The sequence below is a fragment of the Sporosarcina ureae genome (assembly GCF_029267015.1).
Classification (GTDB): Bacteria; Bacillota; Bacilli; order Bacillales_A; family Planococcaceae; genus Sporosarcina; species Sporosarcina ureae_D.
Genome location: NZ_JARIEA010000081.1, coordinates 1 through 22,127 on the forward strand (window position 1 = coordinate 1; position 22,127 = coordinate 22,127).

Sequence of the window (22,127 nt, forward strand, 5' to 3'; positions counted from 1 at the left end):
GGTCCTTATGTTGGTGGAGGGTTTGGTCACTTTTTCGCTTATGCGCCAGAGCCAATGAAATACCCAATTGATCGTTTTACTATGGAAACGAAACGTCAATTAGACTTACTGGATAAAATATTAGCTCAGCGTTCTTATATTGCTGGCGACACTTATACTATTGCAGATATTGCGATCTGGTCTTGGTACGGACGTTTAGCTTTAGGGAAATTGTATGAAGGCTCTTATGAATTTTTAAACATGGATGAATATATTCATCTATTGGAATGGTCTCATCGCATTGCGAAACGACCAGGCGTTCAAAAAGGTCTTGCAGCAGAGTATCAGTCGCTTGAGGAATAAATTTTTAAAAATAATGTATTGAGGTTTTACTTTTTTACAATAGAATCGAACCCTAGTATAGACATAACAAAGACAACAGAATAGTGGTTTATTTAACAAAAGGGTGCGATTCTTGTATAAGAGTTTTGCACCCAATCCCTATAGTGGGCTATGTAAAGGAGTTCAAACGAATGAATTATAGCTACGAGGAATTTCTTGAAGACTTAGATACAGGAAGAGAGATTCATTTTATTTATAGAAATGAAAATTACTATATAGGTGCTGGAACAGGTAAATTTATGTTTTGGAGGTTTTATGATTCTGCAAGTGAAATTATAGAAGAAGACAGCAAGGATTTACTTCGAAAAGTTATTCTTGATGGGAAACAAATAAAGGAAGTATGGAACTTACTAGAGATTGATAGTGTTTTCTAGATAATGGGTTGTTCAACCGGCAATCAGATACGACTCCATAAGAAGGATTTGATCAGACGACTAATTAGTAATTACCCAATTAGATCTGTATAATATAAGGTAAGGTTATACTGATAAAGGGGTTGTTTATATGAAGGCATTGGATCTTGACTCAAAAGAATTTAAACGAGTGATGCATAATCTTCATCTCGAAAATTTAAATATTTCTTCTGATATGCAGGAAAAAGTCTTAGAACTCATAAATACAAAGACTTCAATTACCCCTACTTTAATTAAGGATATATTGCGACATGGGAAAGTATAATGATAAAGAAAATGATGATTACCTAATAAAACACAATTTATTGGAGATTAATTCTCATAAAGAACTTGAAAGAGCAGAAGCATTGGCGTTTTCTCTTCGTGCAATGGCACTAGAACAAAACGATTTCATATTCGAATCATTTACCTTGAAAAAGTTTCAAGAGTTGCATCATTATCTATTTCAAGATATCTACCCGTTTGCCGGAGACTTTAGAAATGTTCAACTCATGAAAGGTGCTACTCGTTTCTGTCAAGTTCAATTCTTGAATAGCTATGCAAGTAACTTGTTTATGGAGTTAAATGAGGAACCACCTTGGAATTCACTGAATGAAGCTGCGGATCGTTTAGCTTACTTTAAAGCAGAATTAAATATGTTGCATCCTTTTCGTGAAGGGAATGGGAGAACTATCCGGATTTTTCTACATGCTTACGCAAGTAGTAGAGGAATTGAATGGTCGTATGAAACGCTCGAAAGTGAAAAGTATTTGCATGCTATGATTCAATCTGTCACTGATTTAAAGTCATTAAGAGAAGTATTCTTGGAAACGATTCAATACGTTGAATAATATAACGGGCACTGATCTTTCACACAGATTAGTGCCCGTATTTCATAGTAGAAGTTTACTATTCATCAGACTATTTGTAGTGTCTTTTGAAGGGAATCTTCGGACGTGGCAATGAATAGTTCAGGATAAAATATAATAGATGTTGAAGTTATGCAAACTAGAAAGAAATTAAGGCTAGAGTTTTTAGAAGAAGGATACAACTAGGCATAATTTTTAAGTAAGATATTAAAAAGTTTTTACGTAATTAGGACGCTGAAATTTTGGATAGATAAAATGGTAAGTTTTTATTAAATACGGGGAGGAAAAGGATGGTAAGGCAGCAGGATTTCACAGAAGGAAATATAATCAAACAACTCATGCTTTTTTCAGGACCCATTATGATAACAAATTTACTACAAGCATCCTATCAATTTATCGATAGCTTGTGGGTTGGGAATTTAATTGGTGCGGATGCACTTGGTGCTGTAGCTATTTCCGGGACGGTTGTCTTTACGGTTTTGTCATTCGTCATCGGCTTGAACAATGCCGCACTGACGATTTTATCCCAGCAAAAAGGCAGAGGTAGCGAGTCAGGACTTCGGCGTTATTTGAATGCATTTGTCGTTCTGCTTTCCGGTATGTCGATCGTACTCGGTATTGCAGGACTTATATTTGCGGAACCACTCTTGCGCTTACTTGGAACTCCCGAAGAAATGTTGGCGATGGGTGTTTCGTATTTGCGAATTAATTTCATCGGCATCCTTTTCTTATTCGGCTATAATTTTATGGGTACCGTATTCAGGTCGGTAGGCGACTCGAAGACGCCGCTTTATTTTGTGTTAGCTGCAGTTATTTTGAACACAGTACTGGATCCTTTATTTATTTACGTCTTTGGTTGGGGAGTTCAAGGCGCTGCTTATGCAACGATATTATCACAAGGAATTGCATTTGCCGCTGGCGCTATTTATTCGGTGCGTAAAAGCCTCGTTCCATTCTCGAAACCACATATTCCAGCGCGCCGAGAAGTACTCGATATATTAAAGTTGGGAATTCCCGCGGGTTTACAGATGAGCGTCATTTCGGCTGGTGTGATGGCAATCATGAGTGTAGTCGCATCATTCGGCCCAGCAGTTGTCGCGGGATACGGGGCGGCACAACGATTGGATAGTTTGATTATGCTGCCGGCCCAAGCACTCGGAACTGCGGTCAATAGTATGGCGGGTCAAAATATTGGTGCAGGTAGATGGGACCGAGTTCATAAAATTACGTTGTACGGGTTTGTATATAATTTGATAGTCATGTTTGCGATCGCCATTCTGATCATCCTATTTGCAGATTATGGGATAAAGCTATTCATAACAGAACCGGAAGCTGCTGATTTTGGTATAAACTATTTAATGGCAATTGCATTATTTTATCCGTTCCTAGGCATTAATTTTGTGTTAAATGGGGCTGTCCGTGCAGCTGGAGCTATGTTCCAAGTGCTTGTGTTAAACATCATTTCTTTTTGGATTCTTCGTTTTCCAATTACGTATATATTGTCAGGCATCATGGGAGAGAAAGGAATTGCACTCGGGATGGGCGTCAGTTTCGTTATTAGTAGTATCGCTGCGTTTATGTATTACCGATATGGAAAATGGCGAGAAGCTGAAGCTTTCGGGGAATGAATCAACCGACTAGAGTGGAAAGTAATCGATACGAAAAGTATGAAGATCGTATATTGAAGCTAATCAAATCCTCGGCAATGGAATATCGCGTTTACTAAGGTTGATATGTGGAATGAAAAACATGTAACGGGCTATCCTCTTGTCGAGAATTAGGAGGTCATATACTTGCAAAGTACACGGAGATTAGGCATGATTTCTTTTATTAGTCTACTTATGGGACTGACTTTTCTTTGCCTTTTTATTTTTTCGGGTAGATTATTCATCACAATGCCACTTGGATTTATCCTTCTTGTATTCTCATTCGTTTTGTCCTTGTTCAGCAGAAAAGACAAATTCGGGAGAGTATCACTTTACACTTTCCCGATAATTATTGTCATCTACTTATTGTTCTTCGTAGTCATGTATTTATTTTGGCATACACCATAACGCACTCACTTAGTTGATCGGAACGAATGACGGTGTAACATACACGTCCGGCTGGAGCGACAAATTGCAACTACTTAACCTCGTGCGAGAAAGGTCGTCATGAAGCACGACCTTTTCCGAATAAAAATAACGCAGTAGCAGTACACTCTTTTAGCGACTGTAATAATAGCCAACAAAACAGTTCACTCAGTCTATTCCTTTTGCTTCTTTTGCATCAAAATCGCCTGCCGGGCAAGTGTATCTGCCGTCTTGTTTGTGCTGTCGGCAATCCACTTTATAAAGAAAAAGTCAAACGTCGCCGCCAGTCGCAATGCCTGTTTCAGATAAGGTGCATACTGCTCGTTCTTGACAAACTCCTTCTCCATCGACTGCACGACTACCGTCGAATCAGACCTCACCGACACCATACCTGTTGTCAGCTTAGACGCCTCCTCAAGACCTCTTACAAGCGCTTGAAATTCCGCGTGATGATTATTCGTTGGCTCAATCGGCTCACTAATCCGCACATCTTGTCCTTCTCCTTTTATATACACACCAATTCCGCTTAATCCAGGATTTCCTGCGCTAGCACCATCTATGTACACTTCCAACATGAAATTTTCGCTCCAATCTGGTAATGAATTGTAAAAAACGTGGAAACACTTGCAACATCCCGTCAGTCAACTTAAAATAGAAGGAAGAAAGGTGGGAGTTCTTTTCTAATGGATAAAGTAGTTGTCATGAAAGAAATTAATCAATTGCTCGATATATATTGTGAAGGTTGTTACGTCAAAAAACAACTAACAAACGAACGCGGTAAGACGGGCGCTCACCAATTTTGTATTTCCGACTGTACTGTAGGAGACCAACTGCAATTCCTTGGAAGAGAAATCAACAAGATCAGTACGGCCTCCAAATAAATATTGAAAAAGCATCCCGCAACTGCGTGGATGCTTTGTTTATGTTATAAATTCAGCTGTTTGCGCCGAGATGAGGTTATACTTCATCCTCAAGAGTCGATACGTTAGCCGCCTGTGGACCACGATTTCCTTCAATTACTTCAAAAGAAACTGTTTGACCTTCAGTCAGTGTCTTAAATCCATCGGTTGCAATTCCTGTGAAATGTACAAATACATCTTCACCATCATCCGCTTCGATAAATCCATATCCTTTGTCACTGCTGAACCACTTCACTTTACCTTGGTGCATAATAATTCCTCCTCGGCAATTAGAAATCCATCTCCACACGTAACGTGCAAGTCTATTACTGTAAACTTGCCCAATACGGCTTCTTATACTATACATGAGTAGGACAACGGTGTCAATGATATGGAGAATATTCTGATTACTATTTACTAATAATGAGGAAAGTATTGGTTTTTATCTGACTATTCCCTATAATGAGGAAGTATTCATTTTATTTATAAGAATGAGGTAAGGAAGTGTTGAAGTGAAAATTGCCATCGCACTTTTGCAAGTAGGATTTTTGTACATACTATTTCTAGCAGGAGAGTTTTTACGTGCGAAACTATCTATTCCTTTGCCAGGAAGCATTATTGGTTTGCTGTTGTTGTGGGGATTGTTATCGCTCAAAGTCATCCCGCTTCGCTGGGTAGAAAAAGGCGCGTATGTATTTCTATCGACTTTGCCGCTTTATCTGATTCCCGCTACGGTTGGTGTCATGGATTATGGCCGTGTTTTCGCCGGCAAAGGTAGCTTACTGATCGTGATTACAATCGGCAGTACATTCATCACGATGGTCGTCGCTAGTCTAGTTAGCCAATCTATGGCCAAGCGTCAAGTGAAAGAGGAGGGGACTCTTTCATGAATACACTAGCACTTGCCTTCACGATGATAGTGTTGACAGTTATGCTCTACTTTTTGATGAACGCGGTCTACGTTAGGCTGCGTTCGCCATTTCTAGTACCTATTCTGACAACGACTATTGCAGTTATCGTCGTGTTATCGTTATTCAATGTTTCCTACGAAACGTATATGGTAGGTGGGAAATGGATCGATGCATTGCTTGGTCCTGCCATTGTCTCACTCTGTATTCCCCTTTATAAGCAACGAGATATTATCAAGAAAAACCTGTTGCCGATCTTCGGTGGCGTTGTTGTCGGAGGAATTGTCGGGATGTTGACAGGTGTCTTAGCAGCGCGACTTGTTGGATTTTCGAATGATCTGTTAGCGAGTATTTTACCGAAATCCATTACTTCACCCATCGCCATGCAAATAGCAGAAGAACTCGGTGGCATTCCTTCGCTAGCAACGGTATTGGTCATTATCGCCGGACTCGCTGGAATCCTCATGGGTCCATGGATCAATCGCTGGTTCAAGATTGATACAGCGATTGGCCAAGGTATTGGTCTCGGAGTGGGGGCGCATGCGATCGGAACTTCTAAAGCGCTCGAATACGGAGAACAAACAGCTTCCATGAGCTCGGTAGCGATGACACTATCTGCGATTATCGGTGCGCTAGCGGGTCCGTTATTCGGTATTTGGTTATTTCCATAGAAAAGCGAGATTCCTATTCAACTAGGAATCCCGCTTTTTTTAATGCTTCTTCTGCATCATGTAATTGTTCTGGTTTAGGAGCGGAAATAGCATGCAAGTGAATTCCACTATCGTCCAAATTTAATAAATAGGGGGCTTGTGCTTGCTCGATCTGTTCTATAAACGCTTTTACTTCTTGCCTATTGGACACCATGATCGATGCACGTACATCGCCGTACACAGGGTGTTCTACACGGACATCTTTCACCGTCACGCCATGATCGACTAAAATATTTAGCTCCTCTGCGGTTTGTTCAGGAGCGTGTTTGCAGACAATGATTTTTTCAATAGCGCGTACCCTTTCGTTGGCCCGAGTATATAAATACCCTTGATTCGTTGCCATAATAGGTTCGTTTTTCGCTTTCAAAAGATTAATATCACTGACGATGACTTGTCTGCTGACATTGGTCAAATCCCCGAGCTCTCCACCTGTTACAGGATGATGTGCTTCTTGTAGCGTCCGTAGTATCAAATCCCGACGTTGTTCACCTAACACTTTTGATTTATGTCGCAAAGTTCTCACCTGCTATCTATATAATATCTAAGAGAATGCCTTTAGTTTGAGTTGAAACGGCGACCTCAAGCAATACGTTTGCTAGCTCCGTAACATTTTCACTAGTCGATGTCTTTCCAAATGAAACTCGAACGAGCCCTTTCGCCAAATGTGCAGGTATATTCATCGCACTCATCGTCGTGGAAGATTGTTGTTGACCTACTTGGCATGCGCTACCTGTCGACACTGCAAATCCTCTTCTATTTAATTCTAACATAATGAGCTGCCCTTCCGAGTGTTTGACGCATAGCCCGACGATTTGTGGAAGTTGTTCCGATTCTTGCTGGCTACCGTAAATAGTAAATAGCTCTTTATTTTCATTCAATTTCTTAAGAAAAATAGAGCGTAATTCCACGTAATCTACTTCACTCGGATCTGCCAGTTCGGCTGCTGTTACGAATGAAGCGATGCCTGGCACATTGACTGTTCCTCCCCGGAAACCTTTCTCTTGTGTAGCGCCTGGAAATAAAGGAACGACGCGAATGCGTGGATCTATATACACGGCACCGACACCTTTTGGTCCGTACACTTTATGGCTAGAAATCGACAAGCTATCTACGAATGGACTGATATCGCGTATGGATAGCTTGCCAAAAGATTGGACACAGTCACTATGTAGATAAATTCCTTTAGGCTTCACCAGTTCAGATATCGCACGAATCGGTTGAATAGTGCCGATTTCCGGGTTGCAATGCTGAATAGATACTACAGTCGTGTCTTCAGTAATCGCTTCCTCAAGTGCATGTAGATCAACTATGCCATTGGCTGTGAAAGGTATGAGTGAAATTCGAAAGCCTTGTCCTTCAAGATAGGCTGCCGCTGAATGAAGGGAAGGGTGTTCTGCTGCTGAAAGAATGATGTGTTGACCTTTTTTCTTGGCAGATTGTGCTAGCGATAATAAAGCGAGAGAGTTACTTTCTGTTCCACCTGAAGTGAAATACAATCCTTCTGGACGGACACCGAGCAATTTCGATAAATTAGTTCTGCTGTATGCCAAAATATTTTGCGCAGCACCTCCTGCGTCATGGAGACTCGTCGTGTTGCCGAAATGTTGCTGTGAGACCGACACGAATACCGAAGCGGCTTCCTCGCGAAGAGGAGTAGTTGCAGCGTAATCAAAGTAATGCAAAGAAAAGACCTCCTGCAATAAATAATATATTCATCTTGTCATATATCCTCGCTTATGTAAAGATAGATGTAAAGACACCCAGAATAAATAAAGGTGGTAAGAAAAACAGATGAATACAATCAAATTGAAATCAATGTTAGAGCAGTTTTTCATAGAGGACGTAGGGGATGGTGATCTATCCGCAAATACATTATTTCCAGCTGATGTAATGGGTGAAATGCAAATTATCGCCAAAACTTCAGGCATATTTTGCGGTTCCGATATTATTACAACAGGTTTTCAACTCATGAATCCTTCTATTGAAGTGACGTGTCTTCTACAAGACGGTGAAAGAATGGAAGAGAAGCAAATACTAGCACGTGTCAGAGGACCGGTCAGAAGTCTATTGACGGCGGAGCGAGTAGTACTAAATTGCATCCAGCGAATGAGTGCGATTGCAACGAAAACTGCGGATCTAACCACATTATTGTCGGGAACAAACACAAGAGTTTGTGATACACGAAAAACTGCCCCTGGACTTCGTATGCTAGATAAATATGCAGTTCGAACCGGTGGCGGATTTAATCATCGCAACGGTTTATACGACGCAGTGATGCTAAAAGATAATCACTTGGCATATGCAGGTTCTATTACACATGCCGTGCAGCTACTTAGATCACAGTTAGGTCATACGGTAAAAATAGAAGTAGAAATAGAATCGCTAGCGCAACTACAAGAAGCTATTGAAGCCAATGTGGATATTATTATGTTTGATAACCGCACACCGAAAGAAATTACGGACTGGTTACCACTCGTACCTCCACATATCGTAACCGAAGCTTCGGGCATGATTACAGAAGAGACGATTGCTTCTTACGGCAAGACGGGGATTGACTACATATCGGTTGGCGCGTTGACGCATTCCGTTATTGCAACGGACATTAGCGCAACTATACAACTTACTACACAGGAGGACTGAAGAACATGTCGATGATGGATCTTGTAAAAGAACAGGCAAACGCTATGTTGCCGGAACGGTATAAACACTACACGGTGACTGAAATGGAAGAAAAAATTCGTTCGATTAAGCAGACGTTAGGGAACAAATTATTTATCCCTGGCCATCACTACCAGAAAAATGAAGTGATTCAATTTGCGGATGCGACAGGAGATTCTTTACAATTAGCACAAATTTGCGCAGCGAACGAGGAGGCAGAACATATTGTGTTTTGCGGGGTACACTTCATGGCAGAAACTGCAGATATCTTAACGACGGAAAATCAACACGTCTATTTACCCGATATGCGTGCAGGTTGTTCGATGGCAGATATGGCAGATATCTACCAGACGGAAAGAGCGTGGCAAGACTTGCAAGCGCGTTTTGGAGATACAATTCTTCCATTGACATACGTAAATTCCACGGCAGCGATCAAAGCATTCGTCGGTCGGCATGGTGGGGCGACGGTGACTTCGTCAAACGCCAAAGAAATCGTCCAATGGGCTTTCACACAGAAAAAGCGGATACTCTTCTTACCTGATCAACATCTAGGGCGGAATACTGCATACGGACTTGGCGTGCCACTCGATCATATGGCGGTATGGAACCCCATTACAGATACTTTAGAATACGCGGGTGAAGACGCAGAGTGTCAAGTGATTTTATGGAAAGGACATTGCTCCGTTCATGAAAACTTCACGGTAGAAAATATTCGTCAGTTACGTGAAAATGATCCCGAGCGCCGAATTATCGTTCATCCTGAGTGTTCACATGAAGTCGTGATGAAGTCCGATGACGACGGTTCCACAAAGTATATCATTGATCAAATTCAAGCCGCAGCTCCTGGAACGAAATGGGCGATCGGCACGGAAATGAATTTAGTCAACCGTCTGATAGAAAATCACCCGGATCAAGATATCATTTCATTAAATCCGTTAATGTGTCCTTGTTTGACAATGAACCGTATCGATCTACCGCATTTATTATGGAGTCTTGAAAGTATTGTGGAAGGGAAAGAGCAAAACATCATCAAAGTGGATGCAACTACTTCTGCAGATGCGATCGATGCGCTAGACCGTATGCTGCAGCGAAAGTAATGTAGCAGTGCTTGACAATTACTCTGAATATTGTATGATTGGAGAAATGATATGGAACGTTGAAGAAGGACCAGTAGATAAATAGCATGTGTTAGAGAGCGGAATCCATCGGCTGGAAGTTTCCGTCGCAATGCCTTGTCGAACCTGCCTTTTGAGTCCTGTGAAAATACAGGCGCGCACCTTGGCGTTAGAAGGAAAGCGGGATTCGTGAAAATGAATCCAATGATGGTGGCACCGCGGAAGTTACGTCCTTTCGTCCTGATTATATCGGGACGATTGGGCTTTTTTATTGTATATAAGTAGATGATATGTAGAAATGGTAGGCGAATCCATATGAAAAGACAACGAATCGTTGTGAAAATCGGTAGCAGTTCGTTAACAAATGATCATGGAGAAATCGATCAGGTGAAATTCAATGATCATGTCGATGCGTTGGCGATGTTGAAAAACATCGGGCATGAAGTCATTGTCGTCTCGTCAGGAGCGGTGGCGGCAGGCTTTGCGCGTCTCGGCTATTCCTCCCGTCCACAGACGATTAAAGGTAAACAAGCTGCGGCGGCAGTAGGCCAGAGCTTATTAATACAGTCCTATATCGAAAGGTTTAGCGCACATAAAGTCATACCGGCACAGATCTTATTGACGCGCCATGACTTTGCGGATCGTGATCGATACCGCAACGCATTTGCGGCCATGTCCGAATTACTTGACCGTGGCATCATGCCAATCATCAATGAAAACGATACGGTATCTATTGACGAGCTAACGTTTGGTGATAATGATATGCTATCCGCATTAGTCAGTGGTTTCCTACATGCGGATCAATTGATTATTTTAACCGATGTCAACGGGATCTACACAAGCAATCCACGAACAGACCCAGATGCTGTACGTTTGACTAAGTTAGATGAAATTTCAGATGAATTGCTTGGTGGCGCTGATGATACCGGCTCGAAAGTCGGTACGGGCGGTATGCGTTCGAAGTTACTAGCTGCACGAACGGCTCACACATTGGCCGTTCCCGTGTTCATCGGAACAGGACACGGCCAGTCAAAATTGCTGGATATTTTAAAAGGTCATGGAGACGGCACATATATTTCTAGCCCCGTTGCCAACACGATCAATACAAACCGCCAATGGATTGCCCTTCATTCCGAATCTACTGGACGTCTGTACGTCGATCAAGGTGCCGAAGAAGCGATTGTGCATAATGGGCGCAGTTTATTACCGGCCGGGGTCTTTAAAGTACAAGGTGACTTTGAGATTGGACAAGTAGTAGAAGTGTTCGGTTTAAATGGTTTAATCGGTAAAGGGGAAGTCACTTATTCGTCTGAACAACTAAAACAAACGATTTCCAATAAAGATCAACTGGAAGAATTCAAGCCTATGCTAGAAGTCATTCACCGTGACCGCTGGGTACAAGTGTAATCAAAGGGGAGAATATATGATGAGTGAGATTAGAGATAAAGGAAAAGCCGCAAAACAAGCAAGTGTTGTATTGAACGTGGCAACGACTGAAGAGAAAAATCAGGCATTGCAATTGATTGCCGATCAACTATTGCAAGAACAAGATCAATTACTCGCGGAAAATAAAAAAGATATTGAAGAAGGCCGCGAAAAAGGAATCGATTCAGCGGTTCTCGACCGTATTTTATTGACGCCTGAACGCATTGAAGCTATGGCGGAAGGTGTTCGTCTGTTAGTAGATCTTAAAGATCCAATTGGAGAAACACTCGAAGAAATCCACAAGGAAAACGGTTTACATATTGTCAAGAAGCGCGTGCCGATCGGTGTCATCGCTATGATATATGAAGCGCGTCCAAATGTGACAATTGATGCGGCATCCCTAGCATTGAAAACAGGAAACGCGGTCGTCTTGCGCGGAAGCTCTTCTGCTAAACATTCCAATTTAGCACTATGGCGTGTCATTCAACGCGGGCTTGAAAAAAGTTCATTGCCAGTGGATTCTGTTCAATTAATTGAAGACACAAGCCGAGAAACAGCGAAAGAATTGTTCACACTGAATGACTATTTAGATGTGTTGATCCCTCGTGGCGGTGCCAAATTGATTCAGACTGTAATTCGAGAATCTACAGTACCCGTAATCGAAACGGGAGCAGGGAATTGCCATGTATTTATCGATGAATCCGCTGACGAGAAAATGGCCATCGATATAGTCGTTAATGCTAAAACACAACGCCCGTCAGTTTGTAATGCGATCGAAACGGTTTTGATTGATTCCAACTGGTTGACGCAACATGGGAAGAGTTTGATCAAAGCATTACAGGACCAAGATGTTCAAATACAAGGTGACGATCAACTACAGGCATTTGACTCGGCTATCGAAGCGGTTGAACAAAATGATTGGTCAAGTGAATACTTGGACTTGACAGTACGCGTAAAGAGCGTGGAAAATGTACAGCAAGCACTTGATCATATTGCCGCATATAGCACGAAGCATTCGGAGTGCATTATTACACAGACGGATGCACATGCTGAGCAGTTTTTGAATAGCGTAGATGCGGCAGCTGTTTACGTCAATGCCTCCACTCGCTTTACGGATGGTTTTGAATTCGGTTATGGTGCAGAAATCGGTATTAGTACACAAAAACTTCATGCAAGAGGACCGATGGGATTAGAAGCATTGACTTCTTCCAAATTTGTGATTCGAGGGACCGGACAAATTAGATAATATGTAGGAGGGTTTATTTATGTCAACTGAAAAAAACATTTTACACTATGAAACGACCGCACCAAAAGACAAGCCGGCAGCAGATGATCCACTTGCTTTCGGAACAATTTTCACTGATCACATGTTTGTGATGGATTATACAGATGGAACGGGATGGCATGATCCACGTATTGAGCCGTACAAGCCGTTTCTACTTGATCCAGCTGCTATCGTGTTGCATTATGGACAAACTGTTTTCGAAGGATTGAAAGCCTATTTGAATGAAGACAAAGAAGTAGTTTTATTCCGTCCTGAGGAAAACATGAAACGCTTGAATCGTTCAAATGATAGATTATGCATGCCGATGTTCGACGAGAAATTTGTGTTAAGTGCACTGAAAGAGTTAATTTCCCTTGATAAAGATTGGATTCCGGACAGACCCGGAACCTCACTGTATGTGCGACCATTCATTTTCGCGACACAGCCGTATTTAGGAGTAGCACCGTCTAAAACGTATCGTCTCATGATTATTTTATCTCCAGTAGGACCGTATTATAAAGAAGGAGTCAATCCTGTTAAAATTGCCGTGGAGTCACAGTATGTTCGTGCGGCAGTTGGTGGTACAGGCTCTGCAAAAACGGCTGGTAACTATGCGGGTGCGATGAAAGCGCAGGAAGTAGCAGAAGCAGAAGGATATTCGCAAGTGCTATGGCTAGATGCGAAAGAACATCGTTATATCGAAGAAGTAGGAGCGATGAACGTATTCTTCAAGATCAATGGAGAAATCATTACACCAAGCCTTAACGGTAGTATTTTAGAAGGTATTACGCGTAAGTCAGTTATCGAATTATTGATAGATTGGGATATTCCAGTAACAGAACGCAAAGTGTCGATCGAGGAAATTATGGAAGCTAATCGAGCAGGTACATTGGAAGAAGCATTCGGTACAGGAACAGCCGCTGTTATTTCTCCAATAGGTGAACTATTCTTTGAAGGTGAAAAATGCGAGATCAATCATAATGAAATCGGTGAGCTTTCATTGAAGTTATATGAGACGATTACAGGCATTCAGACAGGCAAAGTGGAAGATTCGTTTAACTGGGTCGTGCCAGTAGACTAAGTTTCCTCACAAATAAGGTGGAATGGTCCGTGACAACTGCGTTGCTGTGAAGTACACTGTTAATAGTTTTGATTGAAGGGGAGTTTCCTGATGAACAAAAGTTTGATCGTTCTATTCCTGGCAGTACTGCTATTTACAGTGACAGGATGCGGAAAAACGTCTTCTGCCCCGTCGAGTGCGGAAGATTTAATGAAGAAAGCAGAACAAGCGATGGAAGAATTGCAATCGGTCCATGCTAATATCGCGTATGATGAAAGTAGCGTCACATCCGATCCTGCAAAACGTACAAGCAAAAATGTACAAATTCAGGCGGATATTGAACAGAATCCACTGAAGAGTTCAGAGGAAGTCGTCTGGAAAATTCCAAAACAAGGCGCGAAAAATATTCAATTATTCCGCCAAGGTACTCAATTGGCTATGCAAGAGACATTTGAAGAAGAGAAGAGCGAATGGCTAGAGTTAACAGAAGCGCAGCGTGCAGAATTGCTCGGTGTATGGGTGCCGTTCGTCTCTCCAGTAATGGACTTCTCGCTATTAGAACCGTTTCTGCATGACGCAGAACTAGAAAAGATTGATTACGGTTATGCTATACAGTTTTCTTTATCGCCTGCTGATTATCGTCAGTTGATGGAAATCGTATCCGTGAATAGTCCACAACCTGAGAAATTTGTCCATACGCATGGAGGGTTTCCTGTAGTGGAGAAGCTCGATGTAGAGCTAACGGTTAATGAAAAGACGATGTTTGTCACAGGGATGAAGATGTCAGCAAATGTCACGAGTTATTTCGAGCGAGATTATATCCGATATAAACAAAAACTCGATGCAAAGTATAGTTATTTTAATGATATCGATGCGATTTCCACACCGAAAGATGCAGCGATGTTCGAGTAATACGTAAAAAATCCACGCTGACCTACTAAAGGTGAGCGTGGATTTTTGTCGTTTCTAGCTATATTTCTAACGTGGATTCTTTTTCCCTTTGAATGATTGAAGACGTTGGTGAATGGCCGCCATTCTCGTTTCCTCACCTGCTTCTACAGGGGTGTAGAACTTAGAATGTACTAAGCTGTCAGGCAAGTATTGTTGGTCTGTCCACCCACCGAATGTGCCTACGGGTGTTGCATGTGGATAAACATAGCCACCGTGACCGAGTGCAGCCGATCCGCTGTAGTGTGTATCACGTAAATGCATCGGGATTTCACCGGTTGGTTTTTCATGCAATGTTTTCGTGGCGGCATCGATCGCTTTATAAGCAGAGTTTGACTTGGAAGCTAAACACATCTCTATAATGGCTGTAGCAAGTGGAATGCGTGCTTCAGGCATGCCGAGACGCTGTGCGGCATCTGTAGCCGCGAGAACTCGGCTCCCAACATCCGGCGCTGCCAATCCAATATCTTCATAACTCATGACGAGCATGCGTCTAGTAACCGCAGTCAAGTCGCCGATTTCAAGTAATTGCGCCAAATAATAAAGCGCCGCATCGACATCACTTCCGCGTACACTTTTTTGTAAAGCAGATAATAAGTTAAAATGATGCGAGCCTTTTTTATCACCTAGTAAACTAATCCTAGTTAGTAATTGAGCGAGCAATGCATCTTCTATAATAATTTTCCCATCTTCTTCGTCACTAGCAGCAAGTAATGATTCGAGAAACGTTAAAGCTTTTCGTGCATCCCCATTCACGCCTTCTGAGATTTTCTCGAGTTGTTCTGTAGTGATTTCGATCGTTTCCTTACCGAGTCCTTTTTTCTCGTCTTTCAATGTGCGCTCGAGTAATTCCAGTAAATCTTTTGGCTGCAATCGTTTCAATTGGACGATTTCACCGCAGCGCGACCGAATAGCGGGATTGACATCGTGAAAAGGATTTTCCGTTGTCGCGCCGATCAAGACGATCGAACCGCTTTCTACATGAGGAAGCAGCGTATCTTGTTGCAATTTATTGAAACGATGAATTTCATCTAAGAATAACAATACTTTACCTGTCATCCGTGCTTCTTTCACTACATCTTCTACATCTTTCTTGCCCGCCACAGTCGCGTTCAACGCTATGAAAGGAAGTTTCGAAGTACCCGCGATTGCGTAGGCTAACGACGTTTTTCCAATACCTGGTTCGCCATATAATAAAAGAGAAGGGACATGCCCGTTCTTGATCATCCGATATAAGGGAGTATTTTTGCCGATGACGTGGTCTTGTCCGATCACATCATCAATCGTCTCAGGCCGCATACGAAAAGCCAAAGGTTCATTATGCATGTACATCCTCCTAGCGTACGTTTGTTCTTTCATTATACCGTAAAACATTAGTGAAGTCATTTGCAAGAACCAGTGATACAATTATGCTATACTGATTTCAGCAATTTTAGTAAAGGACGATGCCCAATGAAAATATCCACTAAAGGACGATACGGACTTACAGTAATAGTAGAATTAGGACGAAAATATGGAGAGGGTCCTGTGCCTTTGCGTAAAATCGCAGAAGAGCAAAATCTCTCTGAAGCATATTTAGAACAACTGATCCCGCCTTTACGCAACAGCGGAATGGTGAAAAGTGTTCGCGGTGCCTACGGTGGCTATAAACTCGCAAAAGATCCTTCCGAGATTATGGCAGGGGACGTCATTCGTTTGCTTGAAGGGCCGATCCAATTAGTCGAAGGGCTCGATGACGATGACATTCCGCAACGGGAACTATGGAAACGAATCGGAGACGCAATCCGAGGGGTATTAGATCATACGACGATCAGAGACTTGATTGAATTTGAAGATACGTCGACTGCTGATGAATACATGTTCTATATTTAAAGGAGTTTAGTTATGAAACCAGCTATATATTTAGACTATGCCGCTACGACACCGATGCATCCAGCTGTATTGGAGAGATTTACTACTGCGCTACATGATACATATGGTAATCCTTCAAGTACGCATCAATTTGGCCGTCACGCTAAGAAAATGCTAGAAGAAGCACGTAAAACGCTAGCTTTTTCAATCCATGCATCCCCCAATGAAATCATTATTACTTCTGGAGGAACAGAAGCGGATAACTTAGCGATTTTTGGCTACGTACAGTCGTTGAATACAGAAGGCAAACATATTATTACGACCGAAATTGAACATCACGCGGTATTAAACCCTTGTAAACAATTGGAGTCACATGGCTATCAAGTGACGTATCTATCGCCAGACTGTAATGGGGTTATTACAGCACAACAAGTGCAGGAAGCGTTAACAGATGAAACTATTTTAGTGTCCATCATGTTCGGTAACAATGAAGTAGGAACGATCCAACCGATTGCAGAAATCGGCCAGTTGCTCTCTACACATTCAGCTGCTTTTCACACAGACGCAGTGCAAGCTTATGGTACATGCCAACTAGACGTCGAAAAACTGCAAGTCGATTTCTTATCGGTTTCAGCTCATAAAGTGAATGGACCTAAAGGGATCGGTTTCCTTTATCAGCGAAATGGCAAGTTATTGTCGAGTCAAGTACTCGGCGGTTCACAAGAGAAAAAACGCCGCGCAGGTACTGAAAATGTGCCAGCTATCATTGCATTTGCAGAAGCAGTCTCGATTGCCGAGCAAACCAAGCTAGAAAAGCAAACAGCTTATTCTATGTATAAACAAAAAATGGCGGATGTCTTTGAAACAAATCAAATCGATTTCCAACCGACTATTCCCCACGCAGTAGAATCTTTAGCACATATTTATCATGTATCGTTTCCGGGTACCGATGTGGAGACGTTTTTGATGAGCTTGGATTTAGAAGGGGTAGCCGTATCAAGTGGCTCTGCGTGTACTGCAGGATCATTTGAACCGTCACATGTCGTAACGGCTATGTTTGGTACGGAATCAGATAAAGCTAGAAACTCGATCCGCATTAGTTTCGGCTATGACTTAGATGAATCTATTATAGAAGAAGCAGCCAATCGAATCGCAAAAGTAGTCAAACGACTAGTGAAATGAATTCAGTAAAGGATGAACAATATGACAACGAAAAAAGCACCTGCCGATACACGTGTAGTCATTGGAATGTCAGGCGGAGTGGACTCTTCGGTTGCGGCATTACTCTTAAAACAGCAAGGCTATGAAGTGATCGGAATCTTTATGAAAAACTGGGATGACACCGACGAATCCGGACATTGTACCGCGACAGAAGACTTTGAAGATGTACGCAGTGTCTGTGATCAAATCGGCATTCCGTATTACTCTGTGAATTTTGAAAAGCAATATTGGGATAAAGTATTTACGTATTTCTTAGATGAATATAAAAAAGGTCGCACACCGAATCCGGACGTTATGTGTAATAAAGAAATCAAATTTAAAGCATTCCTCGAACACGCAAAAAGTCTAGGTGCCGATTATTTGGCGACTGGACATTATGCACAAGTCGTAGAACGCGAAAACGGTGTAGCGATGCTCCGTGGTGTAGACAATAATAAAGATCAAACCTACTTCTTGAATCAATTGACACAAGAACAACTTCAGCAAGTAATGTTCCCACTAGGTCATATGGAGAAAAGTGAAGTCCGTGAAATCGCAGAACAAGCAGGACTCGCAACAGCGAAGAAAAAAGATTCAACAGGAATCTGCTTCATTGGTGAGCGCAATTTCAAAGAATTCCTCGGAGAGTACTTACCTGCACGTCCAGGCGAGATGCAGACGATGGACGGAGTGAAGATGGGCAAGCACGACGGACTCATGTACCACACAATTGGGCAACGTCATGGTCTAGGAATTGGCGGAGCTGGAGAACCTTGGTTTGCGGTCGGTAAAGACTTAGAGCGCAATGTGTTACTAGTTGAACAAGGCTTCTATCACGACACACTGTTTTCAACGAGTCTACAAGCAACGGATATGAATATTTGTTCACCGAAAGAATTACCGGAAACATTCACTTGTACAGCTAAGTTCCGTTATCGTCAGCCGGATACTAAAGTAACGGTGCAGTTATCTGGTGACGAAGCCATCGTGACGTTTGATGAACCTGTTCGTGCAGTCACGCCTGGACAAGCTGTCGTGCTGTATGACGGTGATGAGTGCCTAGGTGGCGGAACAATCAACGAAGTGTTTAAAGACGACAAGAAACTGACATACGTAGGATAAGGAGGCAATAGCATGTCGATTCATCAAAATGCGATTAAAGAAATGCAAGAAGGTAATTATGAGAAAGCGATCGAGCTTTTCATGAAAGCAGTAGAAGAAAATCCGGAAGAGCCTACAGGCTATATCAATATCGGAAATATTTTTGCGTCACTTGGAGATGCTGAGCAGGCGGAACCATTTTTCCAAAAAGCATTAACGCTTGACGAGAATGCAGGAACGGCTTTTTATGGACTAGCGAATTTATATTACAATCAAGAACGCTTTGAAGAGGCAGCAAAATTATATGAAAAAGCGATCAATACAGGATTGGACTCTGCTGATGCTTATTTCATGCTCGGTAAAAGTATGGAGCAAGCAGGTAATGACCGTTTGGCATTGCCTTATTTACAGCGTGCAGTAGAGTTGAATCCAGACGATCAAGAAATCGCATTGTCCTACGGGATTTTATTAGCGAAATTAGAGTTATTTAAAGAAGCAAAGCCTGTATTCGAAGCTATTTTAGCAGTCACACCAGATCATGCGGATACGCACTATAATTTAGGTGTATTGTACGCAGTTTCCACGGAAGATCAAGCGACTGCATTGTCTCATTTGGAACAAGCTTTCACTGCTGAACCAGACCATACACAAGCGCGTTATTTATTCGATATGATCAAGCTTGGAGAACAAGGCGAGTAATATATTTGTAGAAAAAGGAGGGAACCCTTCGATGAGTGAAACAGCACCATATCTAATCGGTAGGCCGGTCGTGACGATTTTCCACAATACGACGAATCTATTTTCCATTGTCAAGTTGAAAGTCACTTCCACCAATACCGATTACCGCGACAGTGAAATAGTGATCAAAGGCTCTTTCCCTCCTCTCGTCGCGGAAGAAGAGTATAAATTCACAGGACGACTCGTTAACCATCCAGTACATGGACAGCAGTTCGACGTGCAGACGTTTTCAAAAGAGTTGCCTGCGACAGAGGCGGGTCTGATCCTCTACTTATCTGGTGATTTATTTCCTGGAATCGGGAAGAAAACAGCTAGTGATATCGTGAAGACACTCGGCAATAACGTCATTCAGAAAGTTCTTGAAGACCGCAGTGTGCTGGATCAGATCCCGCGTTTGAGTGAAGAACGGAAAGATACGCTCGTTTCAGTCTTGCAGGAGAATCTAGGTCTTGAACGTACTATGGTCCAACTCAATGAATGGGGCTTCGGTCCGCAAGTGGCTATGCGTATATACCAAGCATATCAAGATGATGCCATCACGATTCTGACGGAAAATCCATACCGTTTAATTAAAGAAATTGAAGGGATCGGCTTTCAACGTGCAGATGATCTCGCGAAGCAACTCGGGCTCGTAGGAGATCATCCTGCGCGTATTAAAGCAGCTGTTTATTACAGCGTACATAGTGAAGTACAGTCAGCAGGACATGTCTACGTAGAGTCAGAGGTGATCTTGCCGCAAGCGAAGCAGCTACTTGAATCAAGTCAGGCACATATCATCTCATACGAATCGATCACCCAAGCCGTGATTGAACTCGTCGAAGAAGGTACACTGTCTGCTGAAATGCAGCGTCTCTACTTACCTTCTCTTTATTTTTCTGAAATAGGGATTGCCACTAAGGTCAATAAAATTCTCGAAAATGAAGTCGCGGAACAATTTCCTGCTTCTGAAATACGAAAAGCTATCGGTGAAATTGAAGAACGTTTGGAAGTACAATATGCTGAAACACAAGTCGAAGCGATCGAACGCGCCCTTCATTCTTCATTGCTCGTGCTAACAGGTGGACCCGGGACAGGTAAGACTACCGTCATAAGAGGTTTAGTTGAGGCGTACGCAGAACTGCATGGAATCTCGCTCGACATTGAAGAGTATGCACGTAAAAAAGAGCCGTTTCCGATCATCTTAGCAGCCCCTACCGGACGCGCGGCGAAACGGATGTCGGAGTCAACTGGATTACCTGCCATGACGATCCACCGCCTACTCGGATTTACGGGTCAAGACGCCGAAGAAGAGACGGAGCGGGAAGTAGATGGTAATCTCATTATCATTGATGAAACGTCCATGGTCGATACGTGGCTCATGCATCAGCTGTTGAAAGCTGTCCGCAACGATGCGCAGTTATTATTCGTTGGAGACCAAGACCAACTACCTTCTGTAGGACCCGGTCAAGTGTTGCATGACTTCATGCAGTCAGGAAAAATCCCGGTCGTTGAACTGACCGATATTTTCCGGCAAAGTGAAGGCTCAACCATCATCGAAATGGCCCATATGATCAAGCAAAAAGAATGGACGATGGATGTTACGAAGAAGACGTCAGATCGGTCGTTTATTAAAGCGTCGAGTGATCAAATTTTGCCTGCTGTTAAACAAATTATTCAAAACGCTACATCCAAAGGACATTCCATTAAAGACATTCAAGTGCTGGCACCGATGTACAAAGGTCCGGCAGGCATAGATGGTTTGAATAAGATGATACAAGAAGTTACGAATCCACCTGCCGAGGGAAGAAAAGAAATGGTTTTCGGTGAAACGACGTATCGAGTCAGGGATAAAGTGCTGCAACTCGTCAATCAACCGGAAAGTAATGTTTTCAATGGAGATATGGGAGAAGTCGTTGCAATCATGCTAGCGAAAGAAACGACTGACAAAAAAGCGATCATGGTCGTTTCATACGATGGCAATGAAGTGCAATATGAGCGAAGCGATTTGAATCAGCTGACACTTGCGTATTGTTGTTCTATCCATAAATCCCAAGGTAGTGAATTTCCAATCGTTGTCATGCCGATCGTTAGAAGTCAGCGGAAAATGTTACGTCGTAATCTGCTGTATACAGGGATTACGCGTGCAAAGAACTTCTTAATACTTTGCGGTGAAGCAGAAGAATTTAAAGCAGGCATTGCGCGCACTGACGAAACTGAGCGGCAGACGACACTTCAAGAACGCATAACTGGTGAAACACAAGAAGTTCAGACTACACAAACAGTGGAAACGATCTCGCTCGATGCGGCACCTGTAAAAGTGACGGCTGAACCACAAGATATGTCGCAAGCAAAGCTGACGATGGACAATTTCACTGCAATTGATCCGCTCATTGGTATGAACAATGTATCACCACTCGACTTTCTTGAAGTGACTGATTGACAAAGCGAGAGAACTTTCCTATAATTCGTTTAGAAATAATGAAAAACGTTGAAGGAACAAGTACCTGTACATTCTGTGCAAAAGAAAAGAGCTTCTTGGCTGAAAAGGCTCTCTCAG

The 22,127-nt window shown here is 42.4% G+C and carries 24 protein-coding genes; 19 read left to right on the plus strand and 5 right to left on the minus strand.

Annotation, left to right across the window (positions count from 1 at the left end; translation table 11 throughout):
* From Q7P97_RS14020 to Q7P97_RS14040, 5 genes are all read left to right on the plus strand, one after another.
* The coding region (locus Q7P97_RS14020; RefSeq protein ID WP_303970002.1) for a glutathione S-transferase C-terminal domain-containing protein at nt 1–342 on the plus strand (342 nt) is incomplete at its 5' end.
* A gap of 170 nt (nt 343–512) precedes the next feature.
* Nucleotides 513–755, plus strand: coding sequence for a hypothetical protein (locus Q7P97_RS14025; protein WP_303970004.1), 243 nt, complete (start codon nt 513–515; stop codon nt 753–755).
* Between the two features lie 130 nt (nt 756–885).
* A complete protein-coding gene (locus tag Q7P97_RS14030) occupies nt 886–1,059 on the plus strand; it encodes a Zn-dependent hydrolase (RefSeq protein ID WP_085428861.1) in 174 nt (57 codons plus the stop codon).
* Complete coding sequence (locus tag Q7P97_RS14035) at nt 1,046–1,624, plus strand: Fic/DOC family protein (protein ID WP_303970007.1); 579 nt, start codon at nt 1,046–1,048, stop codon at nt 1,622–1,624. Before Q7P97_RS14030 ends, Q7P97_RS14035 begins: the two co-directional genes overlap by 14 nt.
* Before the next feature lie 308 nt (nt 1,625–1,932).
* The gene (locus Q7P97_RS14040; RefSeq protein WP_303970008.1) at nt 1,933–3,270 is read left to right on the plus strand and encodes an MATE family efflux transporter; all 1,338 of its coding nucleotides are present in this window, start codon (nt 1,933–1,935) and stop codon (nt 3,268–3,270) included.
* A 617-nt stretch (nt 3,271–3,887) separates the two neighbouring features.
* On the opposite strand, the gene Q7P97_RS14045 is transcribed toward Q7P97_RS14040, so the two are convergent.
* Entirely contained in the window at nt 3,888–4,289 is a 402-nt protein-coding gene (locus Q7P97_RS14045; protein ID WP_099625655.1) for a ribonuclease HI family protein, read from the minus strand.
* A gap of 108 nt (nt 4,290–4,397) precedes the next feature.
* Between Q7P97_RS14045 and Q7P97_RS14050 the strand changes: the two genes are divergently transcribed.
* The gene (locus Q7P97_RS14050) at nt 4,398–4,595 is read left to right on the plus strand and encodes a zinc-finger domain-containing protein (protein ID WP_029054626.1); all 198 of its coding nucleotides are present in this window, start codon (nt 4,398–4,400) and stop codon (nt 4,593–4,595) included.
* Nucleotides 4,596–4,671: 76 nt separating this feature from the next.
* On the opposite strand, the gene Q7P97_RS14055 is transcribed toward Q7P97_RS14050, so the two are convergent.
* Complete coding sequence (locus Q7P97_RS14055; RefSeq protein ID WP_303970012.1) at nt 4,672–4,884, minus strand: cold-shock protein; 213 nt, start codon at nt 4,882–4,884, stop codon at nt 4,672–4,674.
* 241 nt (nt 4,885–5,125) lie between these two features.
* Between Q7P97_RS14055 and Q7P97_RS14060 the strand changes: the two genes are divergently transcribed.
* A complete protein-coding gene (locus Q7P97_RS14060; RefSeq protein ID WP_303970014.1) occupies nt 5,126–5,503 on the plus strand; it encodes a CidA/LrgA family holin-like protein in 378 nt (125 codons plus the stop codon).
* A complete protein-coding gene (locus Q7P97_RS14065; RefSeq protein WP_303970015.1) occupies nt 5,500–6,192 on the plus strand; it encodes an LrgB family protein in 693 nt (230 codons plus the stop codon). The genes Q7P97_RS14060 and Q7P97_RS14065 overlap by 4 nt, the downstream gene beginning before the upstream one ends.
* A 13-nt stretch (nt 6,193–6,205) precedes the next feature.
* Here Q7P97_RS14065 and Q7P97_RS14070 read toward each other — a convergent pair whose 3' ends face one another.
* Nucleotides 6,206–6,745, minus strand: a complete 540-nt coding sequence (locus tag Q7P97_RS14070) for a transcription repressor NadR (protein ID WP_303970017.1) — start codon at nt 6,743–6,745, stop codon at nt 6,206–6,208.
* A 16-nt stretch (nt 6,746–6,761) separates the two neighbouring features.
* Nucleotides 6,762–7,913: an IscS subfamily cysteine desulfurase gene (locus tag Q7P97_RS14075; RefSeq protein WP_303970019.1), complete on the minus strand. Its 1,152-nt coding sequence runs from the start codon at nt 7,911–7,913 to the stop codon at nt 6,762–6,764.
* A 109-nt stretch (nt 7,914–8,022) separates the two neighbouring features.
* On the opposite strand from Q7P97_RS14075, the gene nadC reads away from it, so the two are divergent.
* The 6 genes from nadC (at nt 8,023) to Q7P97_RS14105 (ending at nt 14,665) form a co-directional block, all read left to right on the plus strand.
* Nucleotides 8,023–8,871, plus strand: a complete 849-nt coding sequence (gene nadC / locus Q7P97_RS14080) for a carboxylating nicotinate-nucleotide diphosphorylase (protein WP_303970020.1) — start codon at nt 8,023–8,025, stop codon at nt 8,869–8,871.
* A 5-nt stretch (nt 8,872–8,876) separates the two neighbouring features.
* Nucleotides 8,877–9,986, plus strand: coding sequence for a quinolinate synthase NadA (gene nadA, locus Q7P97_RS14085; RefSeq protein ID WP_303970022.1), 1,110 nt, complete (start codon nt 8,877–8,879; stop codon nt 9,984–9,986).
* Nucleotides 9,987–10,319: 333 nt separating this feature from the next.
* A complete protein-coding gene (gene proB, locus Q7P97_RS14090) occupies nt 10,320–11,411 on the plus strand; it encodes a glutamate 5-kinase (RefSeq protein ID WP_303970037.1) in 1,092 nt (363 codons plus the stop codon).
* 19 nt (nt 11,412–11,430) lie between these two features.
* Nucleotides 11,431–12,675 (plus strand): glutamate-5-semialdehyde dehydrogenase, encoded by a 1,245-nt coding sequence (locus tag Q7P97_RS14095; protein WP_303970038.1) that lies wholly within the window; start codon nt 11,431–11,433, stop codon nt 12,673–12,675.
* A gap of 19 nt (nt 12,676–12,694) precedes the next feature.
* Entirely contained in the window at nt 12,695–13,774 is a 1,080-nt protein-coding gene (locus tag Q7P97_RS14100) for a branched-chain amino acid aminotransferase (RefSeq protein ID WP_303970040.1), read from the plus strand.
* A gap of 90 nt (nt 13,775–13,864) precedes the next feature.
* Nucleotides 13,865–14,665, plus strand: coding sequence for a DUF6612 family protein (locus Q7P97_RS14105; RefSeq protein ID WP_085428875.1), 801 nt, complete (start codon nt 13,865–13,867; stop codon nt 14,663–14,665).
* Nucleotides 14,666–14,731: 66 nt separating this feature from the next.
* On the opposite strand, the gene Q7P97_RS14110 is transcribed toward Q7P97_RS14105, so the two are convergent.
* Nucleotides 14,732–16,027 (minus strand): replication-associated recombination protein A, encoded by a 1,296-nt coding sequence (locus Q7P97_RS14110; RefSeq protein WP_303970042.1) that lies wholly within the window; start codon nt 16,025–16,027, stop codon nt 14,732–14,734.
* Nucleotides 16,028–16,153: 126 nt separating this feature from the next.
* Here Q7P97_RS14110 and cymR point away from each other — a divergent pair, with 126 nt between their 5' ends.
* The 5 genes from cymR to recD2 are packed head-to-tail and all read left to right on the plus strand — an operon-like array spanning nt 16,154 to nt 22,010.
* Nucleotides 16,154–16,573: a cysteine metabolism transcriptional regulator CymR gene (cymR, locus tag Q7P97_RS14115; RefSeq protein ID WP_085428877.1), complete on the plus strand. Its 420-nt coding sequence runs from the start codon at nt 16,154–16,156 to the stop codon at nt 16,571–16,573.
* 12 nt (nt 16,574–16,585) lie between these two features.
* On the plus strand, nt 16,586–17,734 hold the full coding sequence (locus Q7P97_RS14120; RefSeq protein WP_303970043.1) for a cysteine desulfurase family protein: 1,149 nt from the start codon (nt 16,586–16,588) through the stop codon (nt 17,732–17,734).
* A 21-nt stretch (nt 17,735–17,755) separates the two neighbouring features.
* A complete protein-coding gene (gene mnmA / locus Q7P97_RS14125; protein ID WP_303970044.1) occupies nt 17,756–18,874 on the plus strand; it encodes a tRNA 2-thiouridine(34) synthase MnmA in 1,119 nt (372 codons plus the stop codon).
* A gap of 12 nt (nt 18,875–18,886) precedes the next feature.
* Complete coding sequence (locus Q7P97_RS14130; RefSeq protein ID WP_303970045.1) at nt 18,887–19,552, plus strand: tetratricopeptide repeat protein; 666 nt, start codon at nt 18,887–18,889, stop codon at nt 19,550–19,552.
* 31 nt (nt 19,553–19,583) lie between these two features.
* Entirely contained in the window at nt 19,584–22,010 is a 2,427-nt protein-coding gene (gene recD2, locus Q7P97_RS14135; protein ID WP_303970047.1) for an SF1B family DNA helicase RecD2, read from the plus strand.
* Nucleotides 22,011–22,127: the final 117 nt, after the last annotated feature.